Source organism: Ornithinibacillus scapharcae TW25 (genome assembly GCF_000190475.1).
Taxonomy (GTDB): domain Bacteria; phylum Bacillota; class Bacilli; order Bacillales; family Amphibacillaceae; genus Ornithinibacillus; species Ornithinibacillus scapharcae.
Genome location: NZ_AEWH01000071.1, coordinates 62,955 through 87,552, shown reverse-complemented (window position 1 = coordinate 87,552; position 24,598 = coordinate 62,955). Strand labels below are relative to the sequence as shown.

Sequence of the window (24,598 nt, the reverse complement as noted above, 5' to 3'; positions counted from 1 at the left end):
AGGGATAATATTTTTAGTTGGACACTACTAAAAATAAACATCTATTAGTCTCCTATACCCTATAAACATATTCAATCCACAAACATATACAAACTTCTTATCGATTGTCGATATTTCCCGGGAAATGGTAAATTTTTATGTTTGCATGTCGAAAGCTAAAGAGAAGCACAATATAGTTGACTTTCCCCTTGATTCATGGCAGAGTCAAGGTAAGTAAAAGTTTTAAAATAGGTGGTAAAGATGTTGTCAATCGGTCAAGTTGCATTAATAAGTATCATTTCCCATATAGTATTTATATTTATTACTTGGAGATTAATTCAAACCATTAATTTTGAACCATTAGTCCGAAAAGGTAAAGGAACTGAGGCACAGATATTAATACTCTTAGTAACGATTGCTATTGGTTCAACCGTAAGTAGATTCTTTTTGGAGTTTCTACAATGGTCTCAAGATCTTATTTATCTCCTATAGAAAACCTATTAAACTATCAAATTAGACGTATGTTATGTATCTCTCTTGTTCATACTTATTACTAAGTTGAACAAGGGGGATTTACTATGAAACGAATATTATCCGTATGTCTAATAATTTTATTTATATCGAATACAATTTATGCTATGGGAAATGAACGAAATGAACTAATTGATATTGCTAATGTTTTTACAAAAAGTAATCTTCAAATTGATAGTTGGAATGTTACTATAAAAGAAAATAAGGATGATGCTGAGTTGAGTCAAGTCCTTCATGATTTAAGTAGTAGTTACTTAGTCACAAAGGCCGAAAATGAAAACAGTATTATTTATTCAGTTAAGGACACTCACAAAAAGGGTAATATTATCGTAAATTATAATGTGATTTTTCCCAAAGACGAGACGTATCAAGCTGAGTTAGTGGTAACAATTCAAGGGAACACATGGGATTCAGATGTACAATCTACATACATAGAAATTCAATCAGAAATAACTAGTAAATATTTTACAGAAAACATGAAAATATTCTCTTGTATGACTACGAGGGCAAGTGCTATAATTGAAAATGATTATGTAGATAATTTTACTAAAAAACTAAAATTACAACATAAAAATACACAAAATGACAATTTAAAGACAGTGAGAAATTTAGAAATAATATATGGGTATACCTCGTTATGGGGTCAAAAAATTACCATTCAGGATGAGCCAGTAAATGTTCAATTAGTAACACAAACACTTGGCAATGGTGATGTCCAATACACGATTGGAACACCTATCCTAATAAATGAATATTAATATAGGGAAAATGGATCTGAAGGAGATTTGGAATATGGATAAAATCATCGTAAGAGGCGGACAGCAATTGAATGGTAATGTTCACATTGAGGGTGCAAAGAATGCTGTGTTACCCGTAATTGCTGCGAGTATTCTTGCTAGCGAGGGAAGAAACGTAATTCATGATGTCCCAGCTCTAGCTGATGTTTATACAATTAATGAAGTTTTACGTAATATGAATGCTGATGTAACGTTTGAAAATAATACAGTAATGATCGATGCTTCAAAACAATTAATAACGGAAGCGCCATTTGAGTATGTCCGTAAAATGCGTGCCTCCGTTCTTGTTTTGGGACCATTACTAGCTCGTTATGGTCATGCGAACGTTGCGATGCCTGGCGGATGTGCTATCGGTTCACGTCCAATTGATCTACACCTTAAGGGCTTTGAAGCGATGGGTGCAACTGTCCATGTAGGGAATGGCTTTGTTGAAGCACAAGTAAATGGTAGATTACAAGGTGCGAAGATTTATTTAGACGTACCAAGTGTTGGTGCAACTGAAAATATCATGATGGCTGCCGCTCTTGCTGAAGGTAAAACGATTATTGAAAATGCTGCTAAAGAACCAGAAATTGTTGATTTAGCTAACTTCCTAAATAAAATGGGTGGAAAAGTTATTGGTGCTGGAACAGAAACAATCCGTATCGAAGGTGTAGAAACTTTATCTGGAACTGAGCATTCGATTATTCCTGACCGAATTGAAGCAGGTACTTTTATGATCGCGGCTGCAATAACTGGTGGAAATGTACTAATTGAGAATGCTGTTAGTAACCATTTAAGACCTTTAATCTCTAAATTAGAGGAGATGGGGGTAACTATTTTAGAAGAAGGTAACGGAATCCGTGTTATCGGGCCTGATGTATTAAAATCAACTGATATTAAAACATTACCACATCCAGGATTTCCAACAGATATGCAGTCTCAAATGATGGCATTAATGTTATGTGCTCATGGGACTAGTGTTATAACAGAAACGGTATTCGAAAATCGCTTCATGCATGTGGAAGAATTCCGCCGCATGAATGCTAAAATGAAAATTGAAGGACGAAGCGTCATTATAGATGGACCGTCTGAACTTCAAGGTGCAGAAGTAGCTGCGACAGACCTACGTGCAGCAGCTGCATTAATTCTTGCTGGGCTCCATGCAAAAGGTTTAACAAGAGTTACAGAACTAAAACACTTAGATCGTGGCTATGTTAACTTCGCTGAGAAGCTAGCAAAATTAGGTGCGGATATCGAACGTGTGGATGAAAATGGGGATATCGTAAGCCCTCGTGATATTGACTTTGTAGCAGAATTGTCTTAAGTGAAAAAGTTATAGATTGTTAAGGTGGAGCACTATTTTGTGCTTCACCTTTTTGTATGCACCTCGATTCTGAGCATTTTTATGTATATTGCTTTCAATTAGAATCGTAATAAAGGAAGATGTAGTGAGGTAGTCTCAAGTAAGTTAAACTAATCCTATTGTGAAGATTTCCTCTCAGTATATACAACCATCCCCCCATCTAAACACCTGAAATTTTACTTTTACTAAACAACAAACGATTAATTTCAAGAAGTATATAAGCTTGGTGCAAGTGGAGTCAAATGATCTAGTTTATAGAATCTACAAGAAATGCAAAGATCGTTAGGTTAAATTTACAGAAAGTTGCATGATATTACAATTTTATATATAATACGATTAGTCAGACAAATTTGACTTGAAGGATACTTTTTATATGTTGGGAGATAAGCAAAATATTCGGAGAAATTTGCCGACCAGTGGTGAAAATAAAGATATACAAAATACTTTTCCACAATGATGTTTACTGTGAAGGGGGTTTATTTTGTGACAACAGGATATCTTGTATTGGAAGATGGAACAAGCTTTATGGGAACTATTGAAAATGGAAATGACAATATTGGTGAAGTCGTTTTTACAACAAGCATGACCGGATATCAGGAAATTATTACAGACCCATCGTATGCTGACCAGATTATCGTGTTTACCTATCCCTTAATTGGAAACTATGGGTTAAATCAAGATAGTGAAGAATCCGATGTGAAACATTTAACCGGAGTGATTGCATATGATTTTCATCTAACAAAAGAACAAAAACAGGAAGAGACTTTTCTTCATTACTTAAATAAAAATAAAATCCCTCACCTTACTGGTGTTGATACAAGAGCAATTGTAAAGTACATAGGAAGAAATAAGGCGATGAAAGGGATACTAACCAATTATCCTCCAGACTCAAATATAATTAAAGAAAAGCTATATGAAATGCGTGGATATAAATTAAATAGCATTGATTTGATTCAAAAAGTTTCAACTAAGAAGATATTAAGATTTGGACACGAGCCAAGAGAAGAGAATAAAAAACTACATATTGTTGTAATGGATCTAGGGTGTAAACAATCAATTATACGTACTCTTTGCAACTTAGAATCTAAAGTAACAGTTGTTCCGTGGAACACTACTTACGAGCAAATCGAAAGTCTTCAACCAGATGGGATACTTATTAGCAACGGACCTGGAGATCCTGCACAAATGAAAGATTTATACAATGTGATAAAGGAATTAACCTTTAACTACCCGACACTCGGCATTTGTTTAGGACATCAGCTAATTGCTGCTGCATATGGTGGGATGACAGAGAGAATGGGCTTTGGCCATCGTGGCTCCAACCATCCAGTCTATAATCATAAAACCGGAAAAGTGTTTATCACATCTCAAAACCATGGTTATGTAGTAACCAAGAATAAGGAAATAGAAGAGGAATTCGACATAACTTATAGTCATGTGAACGACAACTCCATTGAAGGATTACAACATAAGAAATTACCGATTCAAACCGTACAATTTCATCCTGAATCTTCACCAGGACCACTCGATACATTAAGTATTTTCAAAGACTACTTACAAATGATTGAAAGTGAGAGGAAATATGTATTCACATAAAAAACTATCAAAAGTTCTCATTATAGGTTCGGGGCCAATTACAATAGGACAAGCTGCTGAATTTGATTATTCCGGTACACAAGCTTGTCTAGCATTACAAGAGGAAGGAATAGAAGTTGTTCTTCTGAATAATAATCCTGCAACGATTATGACTGATCCATCTATTGCGAGTAAAGTGTATATGGAGCCATTGGTTACGGAAACGGTAGAGGAAATCTTAATCCGTGAGAAACCAGATGGAATTCTAGCGAGTTTTGGAGGTCAAACGGCCTTAAATCTACTGATTGAATTATCAGAAAAGGGTATATTAGAACAATATCAAGTAGAAATCTTAGGAAGCTCTCTTTGGACAATTCAACAAGCAGAAAATCGGGAAAAATTTCGATCATTAATGCAAAAAATTGGTGAACCGGTTATAGAATCCAAGATTGTAACCTCTTTAGAAGAGGGGATAGAGATTGGGGAATATCTAGGTTTCCCCCTTATGATAAGACCAGCCTATACCCTAGGTGGAGAGGGTGGAGGACATGCGAATAATATTACCGAATTAAAAGATATATTAACAAAGGGATTGCTTTATAGTCCAATAAACCAGGTGATTATTGAAAGAAGTTTAGAGGGTTGGAAAGAAATAGAATATGAAATAATTCGAGATTCAAATGACACATCAATAACAGTTTGTAACATGGAAAATGTTGATCCTATTGGGATACACACGGGTGATTCAATAGTAGTTGCCCCATCACAGACATTAAATGATAAGCAGTACCAAATGTTAAGGTCCGTGTCGCTAAGGGTGATACGAGCATTAGAGGTGATTGGTGCTTGTAACATACAATTTGCTCTTCATCCTCAAACGAATGATTACTACATTATTGAGGTGAATCCTAGAGTAAGTCGATCTTCTGCACTTGCTTCAAAAGCAACAGGCTATCCTATTGCTAGAATAGCAGCAAAGTGTGCAATAGGCTTACATCTGCATAAAATACGGAATCCTATTACTGGCAGTACTTTCTCATCTTCTGAGCCAGCACTAGACTATGTTGTTGTCAAAATGCCAAGGTTCCCTTTCGAAAAATTTAGGCAAGTAGATAGAGGGTTAGGGACGCAAATGAAAGCGACTGGTGAGGTGATGGCTATTGATCGTTCTTTTGAAGGCGCTTTAAATAAAGCAATCCGATCGCTAGACATACAATCGAAAGGACTGTATTGGCATGAATATGAAGACTGTTTAGTGTCTGAGTTAATAGAAGATATTAAAAAAGGTACGGATACTAGAATTTTTGCTATTGCTGAAGCATTAAGACGCGGAGTGGAACTAGCAACCATTCACAAACAGTCACATATCGATATATGGTTTTTAGAAAAAATAGAGAACATTGTCCGTATGGAACAATTTTTATCGAATATCGAATGGAACCAATTACCGTACAATTTATTACATAAAGCAAAAGAATTAAACTTTTCGGATGTGGAATTAGCTCGGATTTTCGGAGTTCCTGAAAAAATCATTCGGGAAAGAAGATATCAATTAGGAATTATTCCTAATTATAAGCAAGTCGATACATGTGCCGCAGAATTCGAAGCGCTAACCCCGTATTATTATTCGACATGGCGGGGAAGTGATGATTATGTGGCGGATGGTATTCGTAATGAGAAAGTGAAAGTACTCGTGTTAGGATCTGGTCCGATAAGAATTGGACAAGGGATTGAGTTTGACTATTGTTCAGTCCATGCAGCACTAGCTCTAAAAGAAAAAGGCTATGAATCTATTGTCATTAATAATAATCCTGAAACATTAAGTACTGATTATGCCACAGCAGATAGGCTTTATTTCGAACCTCTTACAGTAGAAGACATTCTACATGTTATTGATAGGGAAAAGATTAGCCATGTCCTTGTCCAATTTGGAGGTCAAACCGCTATAAACCTTGTTAGGGAACTGGTTAATGCAGGTGTACAAGTCCTAGGTACTAGCCTAGAAAATATACATTTGCTTGAGGATAGAGATTGTTTTTATCATTTATTAGATGAACTAAATATTGAACATCCGAAAGGGAGAGAGATTTCTAGTTTTTCTGAGATAGATAAAGCACTTGGTGAAATAGAAACTCCTATTATCGTACGCCCTTCCTACGTAATTGGTGGGGAGTCGATGCAATTAATTTATCACAGGAATGAATTAGTTGAGTATCTAGAACAATTAAGTAGGAGTAAAAAAGCAGATATATGGCCCCTTGTTATCGATCAGTATATGGAAGCACTTGAGTGTGAGGTAGACGTGATCAGCGATGGAACAAATGTATTAATTGCAGGGATTTTTGAGCATGTTGAACGGACAGGGGTACACTCGGGCGATAGTATAGCAATTACACCTTCTATTTCGCTGAGTCAGGCACAAAAAGAACAAATACAAGATATAACGAAACGGATTTGTAGTGCTCTTCCGATTATCGGTATGATGAACATCCAGTTTTTAGTTAAGGAGGACGACATCTTTATTATTGAGGTGAATCCGCGAGCATCCAGAACCGTTCCGATTCTTAGTAAAGTTACAGGAATACCATTAATCAAGTGGGCAACATATATTCAGCTAGGAGAGACTTTAGATTCTCTAACGCCATTAACAGGGTTATTGGATGAACTCCCCTTTTTTGCTATTAAGCTACCAGTATTCTCAACACATAAACTTCCGGGGATTGATCCGTCTCTTGGTCCGATCATGAAGTCAACTGGTGAAGTTTTGGGATTAGGAAGAACAATCAATGAAGCGGCGGGTAAGGTTCTACCTTTGGAATACCAATCCTTTTTAAATACAGAATCTAAAGGAACAATCATTTGTGTCATTAATGATCGTTACAAGGATGAAAGCTTACCATTAATAGAAAAGATAGTCGATATGAATATCAGTATACTAGGAACAAAAGACACAGAACAGTGGTTACGAAAAAAGGGTATCTTAGTCCAATTATTGATGGAGAGTGAAGAGGGGATTATAGATAGTTTAAAAACGGACCATGTTTTAGCGGTTGTTAATATTCCATATAGTCCAGGAGAAAATAGAGGGTTCGAATATATACTTCGAGTACAGGCGACCCAGAACAAGATACCTCTATTTACATCGTTAGATACGTTACGATTTAATCTACATTACATTGAAAGTACTAAACAGAATGTGGATAAAGAGTCCACAAAATCTCTTCTATCATATCTCACAGGTGAAGTTTTTGAGCCTAAGATCTAAATGGAAGAGAAACATTTCGATTAAATTTCGAGTTTAGGAAAAATAGAATTAAAATGGAGGTGCTGAAATGAAGGAAACAATGAGAAAAAATGTAGGAATAGATAATATGAATTATTTAATGTTCCCTATTACTGCAACAAGAGAGGACCAGATTCAGAGATTGGAAGAAGAGTTTATCCATCATATTAAAGCGACCCCAATGAATCAATGGATAGATTTAGCCTATACGTATCAAATACAAGGTATTCAAGGAGAGTATAGATCTGTTTGTGTAGTGGAGAATGAAGATACCTTAGAAAAGGAAATGAAATTGGAAGATAACGAATGGATTAGGGGGAAAGAATCGCCTCGAGAACCAATTGCATTTATGTTTCCTGGACAGGGGTCACAGTATGTCAATATGGCAGTAACACTTTATCACACAACCCCAATCTATCGGAAGCACTTTGATTATTGTGCCAATTTTATCAATGAGTTGAAACAGTATGATATTCGGGATATCATATATCGCAATGATAGTGATACTATCAATCTACTCAAGCAAACTCAGTACACACAACCTATACTATTTTCACTTGAGTATGCATTGTGTAAATACTGGATGGAGTTAGGCGTAAAGCCAGACGCTATGATTGGGCATAGTATAGGTGAATACGTTGCTGCTTGCATATCTGGTTCTATATCTGTAGAAGATGCACTACAAATTGTAATTGCTCGTGGTGAGCTAATGCAGAGCATAGAGAAAGGATCGATGTTGGCAGTCAACCTTGATCAAGAATCACTTCATAGAAGGTTGCCAGACTATTTAGATCTTGCAGCTATCAACTCCCCAAGTCAATGTGTAGTAGCAGGTTATAAAGAAGATATTGAAAGATTTCAGAACGAATTAAATCAACAAGGAATTCATAGTCAGCTATTGGAAACATCTCATGCTTTCCATTCATTTATGATTGAGCCAATACTAGAAAAGTTTAGAGACGTTCTCCAAACAGTTGAATTTAGTAGGCCTATCATTCCTTGGATTTCAAATGTTACTGGTACGTGGATTCAAGACAATCAAGTGCAGGAACCGGAATATTGGGTGCGACATTTACGCGGAACCGTTAATTTTTCGCAAGGAATACAAATGCTATTAAACCATGGCTACCGGAATTTACTAGAAGTGGGACCGGGAGATACTTTATCAAGGTTTGCTAAAAATTCTTTTAAGGAGCAAATTAATATATTCCAATCACTTCCACATCCAAAGTCGGAGCAGAATGATAAAAAGTTTTATTTACAAACTGCTGGGAAGCTCTGGACAATAGGATTCGGAATTAATTGGTATCGAATTTTACCTACTGAAAATGCTACAAAACTTGCATTAGATGAAATAGATATCAAAAGGGATATTGAAACTGATAGAATCAGAGTTATTCCAAAAGATGAACTATCTCAAGAATTTGTTGGCGTTAGAGATACAATCATTAATATTTGGAAAAAAGTATTACAAACCGAAAAAATAACGCCAACTTCCAACTTCTTCGATTTAGGTGGACATTCTATGCTTGGGCTGCGTATTGTTAGTCAGATTAAAGAAGTCTTGAATGTTAAAATACCATTAACTATTATTTTTAACAATCCTACAGTTTCAGGAATGACAGAATTAGTACTTCAAGAAAGGCAAGCAAACAATGATAACAAGGAGTTCGAAATAGCGCATAAAGACGAAGAAATAATCATTACACCAAATCAGAAAGACAGGTATGAGTCGTTTCCTTTAACAGATCTTGCGCAAGCATATTATTTAGGGCGTGAGACAGACTTTGATTTGGGCAATATTGGTAGTCATATTTATTATGAGCTTGAAAGCGAAGAGTTGGATATTGAGAGATTTGAACGAAGTTTCCAGCAATTAATTGATAGACATGATATGTTACGTGTAGTCATCTTATCTAATGTTGAACAGAAAGTGCTCAGGGATGTAAAGTATAACATTATATTTGAAGACCTGAGAGAGATGCCTGTTCAAAAGAAAGATAAACGCTTTATGGAGATAAGAGATGAAGTAGCCCATCGTGTTCCAGATCCCAAGCAGTGGCCATTATTTGAGATTAGAGTCACCCATTTCTCTGATAGTCAATATTTCATCCATATTCGGTTCGACTACATGATTATTGATGCATTGTCATTAGATATTATAAACAGAGAGTGGCTTAAATTATATAATGATTCTGAGACAGAGTTAGGTGAAACAGAACTTTTATATAGAGATTATATGATTGCTATTCAAGGTTTAAAAGAAACAGAAACATATAAAGAATCACTGTCCTATTGGAATAAGCGATTGGATACATTCGCTCCTGCACCGACGCTTCCTGTAACTAATCGTAAATTGGAGCATACGAGATTAGTAGGGAGACAGGGAAATCTCCCTGCACATAAGTGGGAGTCACTAAAAAGAATTGCTTCTAAAGCAGGGATAACACCATCAAGCATATTATGTGCTATTTTTGCAGATGTTCTTTCACGGTGGAGTGAGAATAAAAAATTCACATTAAATCTACCTACATTTAATAGACTGCCATTGCATTCTCAGGTGAACGAGCTTGTAGGTTCGTTTACATCAACTACATTGTTAGAGGTAGATCAAACGAATAAGAAAACCTTTATCGATAGAGCGAAAGCGATTCAAGAACAAATGCTCCAGGATTTAGATCACCGTGAGGTATCTGGTATTCATATATTGCGTGAGTTAAGTAGAAAGAATGGTGATCCATCCAAAGCATCGATGCCGGTAGTGTTTACAAGTTTAGTCAATCAAGATAGAACGAATAAAAAGTGGGAAGTATTAAATTGGATTGGAAAGGAAGTTTTCCGTTCAAATCAGGCTCCTCAAATACTAATTGATCACCAAGTATGGGAAGAAAATGATGGGAGCTTAGCATACAACTGGGATACATTAGATGAACGTTTTCCTCCAGGATTGATTGAGGAAATGTACCAAACGTATTGTCAATTAATTGAACAGTTATCTACAGAAGAAGTGCTTTGGGAAAGTGTAAATGCGATAGAACAAGTTAATGGATTTATAGACAATCAACAGTTAAAACCAGTTGAGAGAGATTATAAACCAAAATTATTACATGAGTTATTTATTGAATCTGTTCAATTGTATCCAAATCAAACAGCCGTTATATCTGAGGAAAAGTCATTAACCTACAGTGAGTTGTATCAATACTCAAGGAGTATTGAAAGGGTACTGATAGAGGCAGGGACAAGGAAAGAAAATGTGGTCGCTGTTATTATGGATAAAGGTTGGGAACAATCTGTAGCAGTACTTTCCATATTGATGTCAGGTGGAATTTACCTTCCTATTGAACCAACAATTCCACAAAACAGACTAGAATATATACTAGAACAAAGTAATGTAGATATCATCTTAACCCAGGAAAAATATTACTCAACTTTAAGTCAATCTGCAAACCATATCATAGTTATCAATGAAGAAAGACTACCTACAACAGTAGAATACCCTCTAGAATTACTGCCAAAACAATTACCAGAAGATATTGCATATATTATCTATACATCAGGTTCAACAGGTCGGCCAAAGGGTGTCGTGATAACGCATAAGAGTGCGATGAATACACTGCTAGACGTGAACGAAAAATTTGATGTAACGAAAGAGGATCGTGTATTAGCCCTATCCTCATTAAGTTTTGATTTATCTGTATACGATATATTTGGTACCCTCGCAACTGGAGCAACAATAATTATTCCTAATTCAGAGCAAGAAAGAGATCCAGAGTATCTAAGAAATCTTATGTTACGTGAACGTGTTACAGTTTGGAATTCGGTTCCAGCATTAATGGAACTTGTTCTACAAGTGTTTGAACAACATACTTCTAGGGAAATCGAGCATACATTGAAGAACGTTTTTCTTAGTGGAGATTGGATTCCATTAGACCTTCCTGACAGAATTCGTAATTATTTCCCAGATGTACGTATTGTTAGTATGGGAGGGGCAACGGAAGCATCTATATGGTCAATCTATTATGAGATTAATCAGGTGCTCCCGAATTGGAAGAGTATCCCTTATGGAAGACCTCTTTCAAACCAGTATTTTAGAATACTCGATGAAAACATGGAGCCTTGTCCGGTTTGGGTTCCTGGAAAACTATATATAGGTGGAGTTGGACTAGCTCAAGGTTATTGGTGTGACGAAAAGAAGACCAACGCTAGTTTCGTCTATCATCCAACTACGGGTGAGAGGTTATATGATACCGGAGATATAGGGCGTTTTGTGCCAGATGGAAATATTGAATTTCTAGGACGAGTAGATAATCAAGTTAAGATTAGAGGTTACCGTATTGAACTTGGGGAGATAGAGTCTCTACTGAAGGAAACAGATATGGTAAAGGATACTGTGGTAATTGCCCATCAAGAGGCTGAGAGCACGAAACAAATTGTTGCTTATGTCGTGCCGGACCACCAACAGCTTGAAGCGGATTACTCTGTTTATGAGAAGAACCAGGTCACGCAGTGGAATACCGTATATGACAAGATATACTCTGATCAACAACCACAGGTTCAGCAACATAATTATGCGGGGTGGATCGATAGTTTTACTGGAAAAGAAATACCTGAAATTGAGATGGAAGCATGGGTGAACCACACAGTAGAACGAATACGATCCCTAAAACCGAAGAAAGTACTTGAAATCGGCTGTGGTACTGGACTTATATTACAAAAGCTTGCATCAGAAACAGAAAAATATGTAGGAACAGATATTTCAGAAGAGGCTTTAAAATATTTATCCCAACATGTTAGCCATCAACACATCCATCTCGAAATACTTAGAGCAGATCAAGTTGAGATGCTAGAAGAAGCGTCTTTTGACACGGTTATTCTTAACTCAGTTGTCCAATACTTCCCAAGTCAGCGCTATTTGGATGATGTGATTAGTAAAGTGACTTCAAGAGTAATTAACGGAGGAAAAGTCTTTATTGGAGATATTCGAGACTATCGATTACTTAACCCTTTTCATATTGCGAAACAATTAAGGCATGTAAGTGAAAATGCGACAGTTAATGATTTGAAAAAGAAGGTTGCTTTATCAATAGCAGAGGAAAATGAATTACTTATTGATCCGTCCTACTTTGTAGACTATTTATTAAATAAGTTTCCACAAATTGCACACGTGGAACTTCTGCCGAAAATTGGAGAAGAACAAAACGAAATGAATCGTTTTAGATACGATGTAGTCCTTCACATAGGAAAAGCTCCAGAACAAAATCAAAAAGTGAATTGGATTCCATGGCAAAGTAGGCTTAACCTACAATATGTAAAGTCTGTATTAGCCAATGAACAACCCGAATGTTTTGGTATAAAAGGTGTTCAACCAAGAAGAAATCAGCAAGAAGTTTGGATTTCCAAGCGACTAAACATAGCCAGCAACAAAACGATTGAGGAGATAAGCGCCGAGGCAAACAAATACTATCAACAGACAGGCATTGATCCATTTGAATGGTTCGTGCTAGAACAGACATCTTCATATCAAGTACATTTTCAATTGAATATAGAGGATCCAAATGATGGCTATGATGTTTTCTTTACTCGACGAGAGGATGCAGGAGATTCGTATGTTTGGGCTCATAAGACAGAAGAACAGAATAATACACATAAAGCATATACTAATCAGCCGTTAGCAAGGCAGTATCAAGGAAAAATAATTGATAGAATTAAGAGCCATTTGCAAAACCAATTGCCAAATTATATGATTCCGAATCAATTTGTTTTCATTGACGATATCCCACTAACCGGTAATGGTAAAATTGACCGTGCATCCCTGCCATATCCATTTACCCTGGTATCAAGAGGGGAAGATCAAAGACCTAGGAATGAACTTGAACAAAAGCTTGAAACCCTATTTATAGAAATACTTAGAGTGGAGAAAGTGAGTGTTTTTGCTAGTTTCTTTGAGTTAAACGGTGATTCACTATTAGCCGCTCAACTAGTTTCAAAAATACGAGATACATTTGACATTCAAATCTCTCTTAGAGAATTCTTTGAATCACCGACTATTGCAGGAATTGCGAGTATCCTGAGTCAAAAGCAAGAATCGATGGAAGTTGAACTAATCAAACAGCTCGATAATTTATCTGAAGGAGAGATTGACAGAATGCTAAGTGAATACCTGAATAAGGAGAGGTAATATGTCAAAGTCGCTCTATTCTAAACAAGAACTTGAAGCCAAAAAACAACAGTTACTAGAATTAATGAAGAAGAAAGAAAAGCAAAACGGAATCGTTTCCTTCAAACGTGAGGGGAACGACTTCCCCGCTTCTTCAGCTCAACAAAGACTATGGTTTTTAAATCAATTACAGCCAGGAAACCCTTCCTATAATGAAACGTATGTGTTGCGTTTAGAGGGGGAAGTCGATGTTAATCAATTAGAACTAACCGTGAACGATATTATTAGTAGACACGAAGTTTTAAGAACTAACTTTTACCAAGAAGAAGATCAGGTCATGCAGATAGTACATCCCTCAAGAAAGGTAAAGATTGAGCAGCTTGACCCTATATCTCAATCCATACTCAACCAACAAATTATAAAAGAAGAAGTGATAAATTCTTTTGCACGGCGGTCGTTTGATTTAGTAAAAGATTCACTAGTTCGAATTGGAATCAGTCCAATTAACGAGAAAGTGAGCTTGCTTGTACTTGTCGTTCATCATATCGTTTGGGACGCTACATCGACTAGAATCTTCCTAGAAGAATTAAAGGATAATTATGAAAACAATCTAATAGTGAACCCAAACCAATCGCCTCAGTGGCAATTTGTCGATTACACTCTTTGGTCTTTAGAAAACAAAAACCACGAAGAGTCGGTTAATTATTGGAAAGAAAAACTTACCAATCATGTACAACAACTTGACCTCCAAATTAGTAAAAATAGACCGGATGTTCAAAGGAATCTAGGGGCAAAGCGTCTTTACAAATTAAGTAGCGACGCAACTGAAACGCTTAAAAACATTTCAATTGAACATGAAGCAACTATATTTATGACCCTGCTATCTTGCTGGACATTATTATTGCATCGTTACTCAAAACAGGATTCAATTGCCATCGGAATCCCAATGGCGAATCGAAATATATCAGAGGTTCAGCGAAGTCTTGGTTTTTTTGCAAATACAGTTATCATTCAAACAGCTCTATCTGAAGATATGACATTTCAAAGCCTACTTCAAAAGGTAAAGGAGCATACTTTAGATGCCACTGAACACCAAGAGGCACCATTTCATGACATTGTTGATGTGTTAAAGCCTGAAAGAACTCTTAGCTATAATCCATTATTTCAAGTTATGTTTACATACTTAAATCAACCATTTCCAATAGACAAAATAGGCAATTGTTCTATTGAACCACTATTTGTGGATATCGGTGTATCTAAGTTTGACATGACGATTAACACGATAAACAACAAAGATGGGGTATTTGTCGAAATTGAATTTAATACGGATTTGTTCGAGGGAAAGCAAATCGACAATATGTTTACTCATTATCTCCAAATAATAGAACAGCTAAAAAAAGATTCAAATATCCCTATTGGAGAAATTGAAATTATTACGGATGAAGAAATCGAATGGGTCAGAAACCACTTAGTGAGCTCGGATAAGAAGTTCGAGCAACCGAGAAATTGGGTTGATAGATTTTTAAAAACTGTATCCAAACACAAAAATCAAATAGCGGTAGTATGTAGGAACAAGAAACTGACGTATTCAGAATTGGACGAATGGTCGGATCGCGTTGCACAACATATTATGAATCATACCAAATCTAATTCTCCTCTTGTGAGTGTTTGTCATGATCGATCCGTTGAAATGTTGGTTTCAATTATTGGGATTTTTAAAGCAGGTGGTGCATACCTCCCGATACATCCTCAGTGGCCTGCTAAGAGAAAACAGTTCATCATCGAAAACTCAAGACCGGAAATAGTTATAACAGAAAATCATTATATGAATGAATTTTTACACCTTGATATACCTGTATACTGTCTTACAGAATCAATGCAAGGTAGTTCTATTTCATTAGAAAATAATATAGAAGGTACAAATGTGGCTTATGTTATCTATACCTCAGGATCAACCGGAGCTCCTAAAGGCGTGGAAGTTACACATAATAACCTTGCGAATTTTCTAGATGCGATGGATGAAAAGATTGATTGCTGTGAAGAAGATGCGGTACTCTCAGTCACCAATATTACCTTTGATATCTCCTTACTAGAGCTATTATGGCCACTGACCCATGGTGCAAAAGTTGTCATTGCAACAGAATCACAAATAATTGGAAACCAGAGTCAAGCTTCAGCAGTAGATTTTAGTCTCTATTATTTCGCTAGTGATGATGAAAGTATTGTCCAAAACAAATACGATCTCGTAATGAAAGGTGTAAAATTTGCGGATGAGAACGGTTTTGAAGCGGTTTGGACACCGGAACGCCACTTTCATCCTTTTGGTGGACTGTATCCATCTCCATCCGTTTTAAGCTCAGCAATTGCTGCAGTCACAAACAATATTAAAGTACGTGCTGGTAGTGTCGTTCTTCCATTACATAATCCGATAAAGGTAGCAGAAGAATGGTCTATAGTCGATCACCTATCTAACGGCAGGGTTGGGTTATCATTCGCACCAGGCTGGCACCCTCGTGATTTTGTATTGGAACCGCAAAATTACGAGCGGAAACATCAGGTGATGTATGAATCAATCGCTAAAGTTCTCAAACTATGGAGAGGAGAAAGAGTTGCCTTTAATGGTGTGAACGATAAAGAAGAGATGGTGGAAATTTTTCCGAAACCAGTCCAATCTGGGCTTCCCTTGTGGATTACAACTAGTGGAAACCCGGAAAGTTTTGAGAAGGCAGGAGAAATTGGAGCAAATATATTGACACACCTACTTGGCCAAAGTCCAGACGAGTTAGAGGAAAAAATCAAAGTATATCGTCAATCCCTAGAGAAAAATGGATATGACCCCGATACCGGTATGGTAACTCTTATGCTACATACATTTGTGGGCGAGAATCTAGAAAAAGTAAAATCATTAGTAGAACTACCCTTCAAATCATATCTAAAGTCTTCCTTTGGCTTGCTTCAGAATGTTGCAAGTGAAATGGGGTATTCGGGACGCAATTTAAGTTCTCTAGAGAAGGATGAAATAGAACAAATAGCTGATGTAGCTTTTGAAAGGTATTTCCAGACTAGTGGTTTGTTTGGAACACCAAAAGACCTAATTCCAAAGGTTGAAAAACTTTCCTCATTAGGAGTTAATGAGATCGCTTGTCTTATTGATTTTGGAATTGAACAACCAATTGTAATGGATGGATTGAATTCCTTAAACGATCTACGTAAACAGTATGAAGAAACGGTAATGGAAGAATCATTAAGTGAATTGATTCATAACAACAAAGTTACAATCTTTCAGAGTACACCGACACTCATGCGTATGCTCGTTACTAGGGATGAATTATTAAATACATTGTCCTCGGTAAATCATATACTCATCGGTGGAGAAGCTCTTCCTACATCCATGGTTAAGACATTAACCAGGAATACTTCTGCAAAGTTATGGAATATGTACGGACCTACAGAAACAACAATATGGTCCACCATATATAGAATCGAAGAACATATATTGGATGTTGATGAGCCTATCGTCCCAATCGGGAAGCCAATAAAAAATACTAATCTGTATGTTTTGGATAAGTATAAAAGACCGGTTCCTATAGGTATGCCAGGGGAACTCTATATTGGGGGAGCTGGTGTTGCAAAAGGCTACCGAGCAAATCAAGATCTAAATTCTGAGCGCTTTACTTATATCAACATATACGGATTTGTTGACCGTGTATACCAAACAGGGGATATAGTGAAGCTTCTACCAGATGGGCATCTGCATTTTATGGAAAGGAAGGATAATCAGGTAAAGATTAGGGGATATAGAGTTGAACTAAATGAGATCGAACGCTTTATAGAAAATAGGGATACGGTAACCAGAGCAATAGTTGTCGTACACCCAGAGCAGGATACTCTAATTGCCTTTATTCAATTGGAGAAGGGCTTTCGACTTGCAAGTGATACATTAAAAAAAGCGTTAGAATCTGAACTTCCGAGCTATATGATTCCTTCTTACTTTATCGAGGTAAATGATTTTCCTATGAATGCAAGTGGTAAGGTAGACCGTAAAGAACTTGTTAGCACATATAGGATAGAAGATTCGGCTAAAGTGAACAGTCTAATGGAAGTAACTTTCGTAGACAGAATGATTATACAACTTGCAGCAGATGTATTAAAGATTAATATCAATGATGCTGAGTTAAGTAAAACATTTTTTGAGCTTGGTGGGAACTCGTTATCAGCTACGCAGTTTGTACATGAACTCAATAGAGAATTCCAAATATCCTATCCACTACGCTCGTTATATCAGAACCCAAGCTTAACCGATATTGCTAACGAGGTAGAAAAGCTTCAAATAGAATCTGCTGATGAAGATCTACTTGAATCCATATTAAAAGAAATGGATTTAGAATAAAGTAAAGTGTCGAGAGAGGGGGAAGTATGGTGAGCGATTTAAGAAAGCGCTTGGAATCCTTGACGCCCGAACAAAGAGATATGGTATTAAAAAAGTTGAAAAACAAAAGGGAAAATCATTATCTTTCTAATGGGGGAAGACACGTTATACCTCGGCATGAAGAAAGAGGTAGTTATCCTTTATCATCCATTCAAAAACAGATTTGGTTTATGAGTCAATTAAACCCAGAGTTGCCAATATATAATGAGCACCTAATTAAGATTAATTTATCGGGAAAGGTGAATATTGAAGCTCTGAAGAAAAGCTTTGAACAGATTGTAAATAGGCACCAAATTCTTAGAATGCGTGTTAAGCAAACGGAAGATTCAATTGAACAGGTCATTACAAAATCTGAACCGACAATACAGTTCCTTAGCTTAAGAGGGATAAGTGGAGAAGAACAACAGGAAATACTTTCAGAGTACTGTCGCAAAGAGGCTAACTATCCATATCGATTAGAACAAGAAAATCTTATCCGTATGTCCATTATAGAACTATCAGAGAGTAGTTATTCAGTGCTTTTTTCTAGGCACCATATTTTATCAGACGGTTGGTCTGCATCCATACTGCTGTCAGAGTTAGAAAGATTTTATAACATGTATAGCCAGAATGGGGAGATTAATCCAGAACAATCTCAAGAAGAATTAACCATTCAGTACCATGACTATGCCTTATGGCAAGAAAAGTTACTTACAAGTGAGAATTTGGAAAAGGGACTAGAATATTGGAAGGAGAAGCTTGAGGGAGATTTACCGATGCTTTCTATAGGTGGAATAACTCAGGAAGGTACAGGAGTAGGTAGTGAGTATAACTTTAAAATTCCCAATATTCTAACTGATAAATTGAGAAAACTAGCTGAAGAACAAAAGGTTTCCTTATATAGCGTATGGCTGGCGATATATAAGATAGTCATCAGTAAATATACTCAGGAAACTGACCTCGCGGTAGGAACGCCTATTGCGGGCCGAAATATAAGGGAGACTCGTAACGTAATAGGCCCTTTTATTAATACAGTTGTCATCCGTACAAAAGCTGAACAAAACCTTTCTGTTATAGAATATTTGCAACAAGTACATGAAACAACCATACAAGCACTTGAGAATCAAGATGTACCGTTTGAAAAAGTCGTTGAAGTATTGAATCCTAATCGTGATGTAAGGGCAAATCCTTTTTATCAACTATTATTTGTGATGCAAGAGCCACCTACTCAGTTCAGTCTTCCAGGTATAAAAGTGGAGTATGAGTTAATTCCAACAGAAGTAGCGAGATTTCCGTTAACTCTATCCATTATAGAAGGGGAAGAAATGATAGGAAGAGTTCTTTATCGGACGAGCATTCTATCTGAGTACGAGGTGCAATCTTTTGTTCAAAGACTATTGCAAGTTGCAGATGAGATTGTTCAAAGCCCACATCAAAGAATCTATGATTTAAACCTACTTACTTCAAAGGAGAGGTCGGAATCCGCTTATTTGTATAATCAATCGGGGTGCAAGCCTTTTCCTACTGAACCTATACATGTACAGTTTGAAGGCCAGGTTCTTAATACACCGAATTCAATTGCATTGAGTGATCATGAAAGGTCGTATACATACTTACAAACAAATAATCGAGCCAATCAAATTGCACGGTGGTTACAAAAGCAAGGAATTGGCAAAGAGGATTTTATTGGAATTCAGCTCCAACCATGTGCTAAAGCGATTATAGCAATGTTAGGCGTACTAAAAGCAGGGGGAGCTTACCTACCGCTAGATGTTGAAAGTCCAAAAGAAAGAATCGAAATTATTACACAAGATTCAAAACTTAAGGCAATCATTACGCACTCGGAATACAAAACGAGTTATGAGGGATATGAGGTTCCTATTCTCTATATTGATCAATTAGATGATTTTTTACTAGATGAAAGAGAAGATAACTTGAATGTGGATTGCGATAGTTCACAACTTGCGTATGGTATTTATACCTCCGGATCGACTGGGATACCAAAAGGAGTTCTTGTTGAACATAGAAATCTATCCAACTACATTTATGCGATACAAACGAAACTCGGTAATAAGCCAAAAGATCGGTACTTACTCCTTCAATCCCTGGCATACGATTTTTGTCTCACAACAATCTACACTTCTCTTTTATCAGGAGGGACACTGTTCTTCTTACTGAAGGAGGATGCAATTGATCCGGCAAAGGTTGAGGAAATTGTTCAAGGGAAAGCGATAGATTGGTATAAGATAACTCCTTCACATCTAAAGGCGTTAAGTAGTGAATCAGGAACGAAATTATTTCCTCGTAAAGGTTTGATACTGGGTGGTGAGGCATCTGAATGGAGTTGGATTAAAGAGATTTACCGAAACATCCCAGCTAGTTGCAAATTATTTAACCATTATGGGCCTTCAGAAACTACTATTGGTGTTGCTGTATACGAAGTAACTAAGAAAGGATTGTCCAATCAGTTCAGCACAACACCAATAGGATCATCTTTATCCAATAATAGAATCTACATCCTAGACGATAAATTAAGACCTGTCCCTTCCGGTATACCGGGACATATCTATATAGCTGGTGAGCAGGTTGCTAGAGGATACCTAAATAGGGAAGAATTAACGGCTGAAAGATTTATGGAAGACCCATTTATCACAGACTCACGCATGTATAAAACAGGTGATATAGGAAAAATTCTGTACACTGGCGAAATTCAATTTTTAGGCCGGTTGGATGGACAAGTGAAAATCAGGGGAATACGGGTCGAACCAGAAGAAATTCAAAGTCAATTACTCTCACACCCTAGTATAACCGAGGCTATCGTTACGGTAACGAAGGTTCGAAATGAAGAACAATTGGTAGCATACTATGTAAGTAAAAAAGAGGTATTGGACAAGGATCTTCAGACATATTTGAAACAAAAGTTACCTCCAAACTTGGTGCCTGCCTATTTAGTTAAAATGGACACTTTACCAAGGCATGCACATGGAAAAATTGACAGAAAAGCATTACCTGAAATCCAAGTCAGTAATTGGAATGAAATAGAAATACAACCCATGAATCGCTTGGAAGAAAAAATGAAAGACGTATGGGAAAAAATATTGGAACGCCCGGTTCCGAGCATCGATGATTCATTTTTTAAATTAGGGGGCCATTCTCTGTTGGCGACAAGGTTAGTTTCCATGATTAGAAAAGAGTTCAAAGTAGAACTGTCAATCAAGGAATTTTTCGAAAAGCCAAGCATTCGGGAGCTATCGACACATTTATTACAATTAGAAGCGGTATCGACTCATTTCGCTCTTTCGAACATTTCTGAAGCAGAAAAAGAGAAGGGGATTCCTCTTTCAGATGCACAGAAAAGAATGTGGTTCTTATATCGGATGGAAAGTGACAGTGCATACTACAACATGCCTATTAGTCTAAAGATAATTGGTGACTTGGACTATAGGGCTTTCACTGAAAGCATACAAGAGGTCAATAAACGACATGACTCTCTTCGAACTGTTTTCAGGGAGAGTAAGAACATTGACCCAGTTCAAGTAGTATTAAAAGATTTAAAATGTACTATCAATATACTGGACTTTGATGAAAACAGAAGTGAACAAGATATTATGAATTACCTTACAGAGAAGTCAATGGAGCCTTTTAAACTAGAAACAGGGCCTTTAATTAGGGTCCATCTAGTAAAATCGAATCCTAATGAACATGTATTGTTAATTGTACAGCACCATATTATATCAGATGGTTGGTCCTTACGAATAATGATGGATGAGTTGTTTGCTATTTATCATCAAATTATCTCAAACATGCCAATACAATTGGAACAGCCAGTATATCAATATGCAGACTATGTAAATTGGCAACAAAATAGGTATACAGAGGAACAGATAAATCAACAACTTCAGTACTGGAAAGAACAATTAAGTGGTGCACCTTCCTTACTGGAGCTACCTTTGGACAAGCCTCGTCCTTCTATGCAATCATACAATGGTTCATTAATCAGGATGAAATTACCAGAAAAACATGCTGTTCTTATTAAAGAAATATGCGAGGAAGCAAAAGTAACTCCTTACACCATATTTCTTACTTTTTTCAACATTTTGCTATATCGATATACTTACCAAGACAAAATTCTAGTTGGTACTCCTATAGCTAATCGAAACATTCAGGAGTTAGAAGGGATTTTAGGACTCTTTGTAAATACTTTAGTAATTCCATCCACGGTTAAAGGAGACCGAAATTTTAAAAGTCTTTTGCAACAAGTGAATAATCAAATTCTTGGTGCTCTTGAAAATCAAGATATTTCGTTTGAGAGAATTGTACAGGAATTAAACCCAGAACGTAGCTTGAGCTATAATCCAATTTACCAGGTTGCCTTTACATTGCAAAATGATGAACAAGGGAAGAATGGCAACTATGGTGGACTGTCCGTAGAAGAGTTTGAAATTGAGTGGAGGACTTCGAAAGTTGATTTAACATTGATTATCGGGCAGAGTAAGAGAGGTTTTGAAATGGTAATGGAGTACAACACGGATCTTTTTAGACAACAGTCCATTGAACAGATGCTCTCTGATTATATAAAGATTATTTCACAAGTTATTGAAAATCCGAACATGGAGATTTCACGAATTCAACTGGTCGATCAGCAACATGACCTTCTCGTAAAAAAAGCTGAAAGTCAGCCTAGAAGCATAAAAGACTGTATCCAGTATTCTTTTGAAAATTGGGTGAGGTCAAGTCCTAACCACATCGCTCTTCGTTTCTTGGACCGAAGCTACACTTACGATGAAGTAAATAAAAGAGCGAATAAAATTGCAAATCAACTTTACAAGATGGGAATCCGTAGAGGAGATCGGGTAGCACTTTACCATGAGAGATCTAGTGAAATGATTTTTGGTTTTCTAGGAATCTTGAAATGCGGAGCTGCTTATGTGCCTATAGATTCGGAACTACCATTAAATCGTAGGGATTTTATTCTAAAGGATGCATCGGTGGGAGCCATAGTAACGCAAACTTCGTTAGAAGAAAAGCTTAGTAAGTCTGACTTACCTTATCTTTGTACTGATCAATCACAAGACAGCGAAGATTACTCACTTTTGACGAAAGACAAAAGCTATCCAGAGGATATTGCGTACATTATTTATACTTCTGGAACAACTGGTACTCCGAATGGTGTCATGGTGAAACACAGTAGTGTCATGAATTTAATATCTGCTACAATTGATGAATTTAATATTACACAGGAAACGAAAGTAGGCCAGTTTGCAACAATTAGTTTTGATGCTTCTCTATGGCAGATATTAATGGCATTATTGGCAGGTGCAACCTTATGTGTGGTAAGTAGAGAGGAGCAACTATCCACGAAAGCATTAGTTAAGAGATTTAGAGATTGGAATGTTACGTTAGCTGACTTACCTCCCGTTGTATTAGATTCTATACTACCTGAAGATATCCCATCTTTACAAACCGTTAGTACAGGAGGAGAGCGTTGTCCAATTAAGGTTGCAAAAAGGTGGTCATTGGATCGTAACTTTTATAATGTGTATGGACCAACTGAAACAACAATTGCCACGACATGGTATCGGGTATCATCGCCTGAATGTGTGCAAGACTCTGTCCCAATAGGAACGCCTGTACCTAACACAGAGGTATTCATTTTAGATCCAGACTTAAATCCAGTCCCTATGGGAGTAATAGGAGAAATATATATTGGTGGTGTAGGAGTAAGTAACGGATATCTGAATCGAGATGATCTAAATGAAAAGCGATTTATCCCACATCCATTTAGAGAAGAAGAAATTCTCTATAAGACGGGGGATATTGGTAAGGTATTACATGATGGAAATCTAGAGCATTTAGGGAGACTGGATCATCAGATTAAGGTTAGAGGATTTAGAATAGAATTGGGTGAGATTGAGAGTCTATTAAATCTACAAACAGGAGTGAAGGAGGCGATAGTCCAACCTTTAGGAGATAACCAAAACTATCATACTCTTGTTGCTTATGTAGTTCCTCACGGGGAATGGGAGGAAAAGAAAATAATAGAAGAATTAAGGTCTAAACTTCCTGAGCACATGGTTCCTTCTATCTTTGTTCAAATGGAAGAGCTGCCGAGACTAAATAATAAAAAAGTAGACCGTCACTCCCTTCCAACAGCTGTACACATTTTTAGACAACAAAAAGTGATTCAGAAACCGGTAACAGAGGAGGAGGTGGTAGTAGCAGAATGCTGGGCAGAAACTTTAAATCTACCTATAGATAATATTGGTTTGAATAGTAATTTTTTTGAATTAGGGGGGCATTCATTAACTGCTACCCAATTAGTGGCCAGGATATCAGAACTATTTGAGATTGAACTACCGATAAAGGCTATTTTTGAGTACCCGACTATTCAAGCAATACTAGATTTTATTGTTGAAATGAAATTAGAGCTAGGGGGGGAGGAATTAGATTCGCTATTTGAAGAGATTGAAAATTAAATGGATGTTGAGTTAAATAAATAACTAAATTAATAGAGGAGAGATTT

The 24,598-nt window shown here is 36.7% G+C and carries 8 protein-coding genes; all 8 read left to right on the top strand.

Features of this window, described 5'->3' with window-relative positions; genetic code table 11:
* Window positions 1-240 precede the first annotated feature (240 nt).
* The 8 genes from G5W_RS0119575 to G5W_RS0119540 all read left to right on the top strand — a co-directional run bounded on the left by G5W_RS0119575 (window position 241) and on the right by G5W_RS0119540 (window position 24,551).
* Entirely contained in the window at window positions 241-471 is a 231-nt protein-coding gene (locus tag G5W_RS0119575) for a DUF1146 family protein (RefSeq protein ID WP_029191207.1), read from the top strand.
* An 86-nt stretch (window positions 472-557) separates the two neighbouring features.
* Window positions 558-1,268, top strand: a complete 711-nt coding sequence (locus G5W_RS0119570) for a YwmB family TATA-box binding protein (protein WP_010099294.1) — start codon at window positions 558-560, stop codon at window positions 1,266-1,268.
* Window positions 1,269-1,302: 34 nt separating this feature from the next.
* Window positions 1,303-2,613: a UDP-N-acetylglucosamine 1-carboxyvinyltransferase gene (murA, locus tag G5W_RS0119565; RefSeq protein ID WP_010099293.1), complete on the top strand. Its 1,311-nt coding sequence runs from the start codon at window positions 1,303-1,305 to the stop codon at window positions 2,611-2,613.
* A gap of 522 nt (window positions 2,614-3,135) precedes the next feature.
* Window positions 3,136-4,248, top strand: a complete 1,113-nt coding sequence (gene carA, locus G5W_RS0119560; RefSeq protein ID WP_010099292.1) for a glutamine-hydrolyzing carbamoyl-phosphate synthase small subunit — start codon at window positions 3,136-3,138, stop codon at window positions 4,246-4,248.
* Window positions 4,235-7,492 (top strand): carbamoyl-phosphate synthase (glutamine-hydrolyzing) large subunit, encoded by a 3,258-nt coding sequence (carB, locus tag G5W_RS0119555; protein ID WP_010099290.1) that lies wholly within the window; start codon window positions 4,235-4,237, stop codon window positions 7,490-7,492. The genes carA and carB overlap by 14 nt, the downstream gene beginning before the upstream one ends.
* Window positions 7,493-7,559: 67 nt before the next feature.
* Window positions 7,560-13,688 (top strand): non-ribosomal peptide synthetase, encoded by a 6,129-nt coding sequence (locus tag G5W_RS23040; RefSeq protein ID WP_010099288.1) that lies wholly within the window; start codon window positions 7,560-7,562, stop codon window positions 13,686-13,688.
* A gap of 1 nt (window position 13,689) precedes the next feature.
* The gene (locus tag G5W_RS0119545; protein ID WP_010099286.1) at window positions 13,690-18,057 is read left to right on the top strand and encodes a MupA/Atu3671 family FMN-dependent luciferase-like monooxygenase; all 4,368 of its coding nucleotides are present in this window, start codon (window positions 13,690-13,692) and stop codon (window positions 18,055-18,057) included.
* 29 nt (window positions 18,058-18,086) lie between these two features.
* Complete coding sequence (locus G5W_RS0119540) at window positions 18,087-24,551, top strand: non-ribosomal peptide synthetase (RefSeq protein ID WP_010099284.1); 6,465 nt, start codon at window positions 18,087-18,089, stop codon at window positions 24,549-24,551.
* Window positions 24,552-24,598: the final 47 nt, after the last annotated feature.

Excerpts from the sequence above, each read along its gene's own strand:
- G5W_RS0119575 (WP_029191207.1), top strand. The coding sequence starts at position 241 with ATGTTGTCAATCGGTCAAGTTGCATTAATAAGTATCATTTCCCATATA.
- G5W_RS0119570 (WP_010099294.1), top strand. The coding sequence starts at position 558 with ATGAAACGAATATTATCCGTATGTCTAATAATTTTATTTATATCGAAT.
- murA (WP_010099293.1), top strand. The coding sequence starts at position 1,303 with ATGGATAAAATCATCGTAAGAGGCGGACAGCAATTGAATGGTAATGTT.
- carB (WP_010099290.1), top strand. The coding sequence starts at position 4,235 with ATGTATTCACATAAAAAACTATCAAAAGTTCTCATTATAGGTTCGGGG.
- G5W_RS23040 (WP_010099288.1), top strand. The coding sequence starts at position 7,560 with ATGAAGGAAACAATGAGAAAAAATGTAGGAATAGATAATATGAATTAT.
- G5W_RS0119545 (WP_010099286.1), top strand. The coding sequence starts at position 13,690 with ATGTCAAAGTCGCTCTATTCTAAACAAGAACTTGAAGCCAAAAAACAA.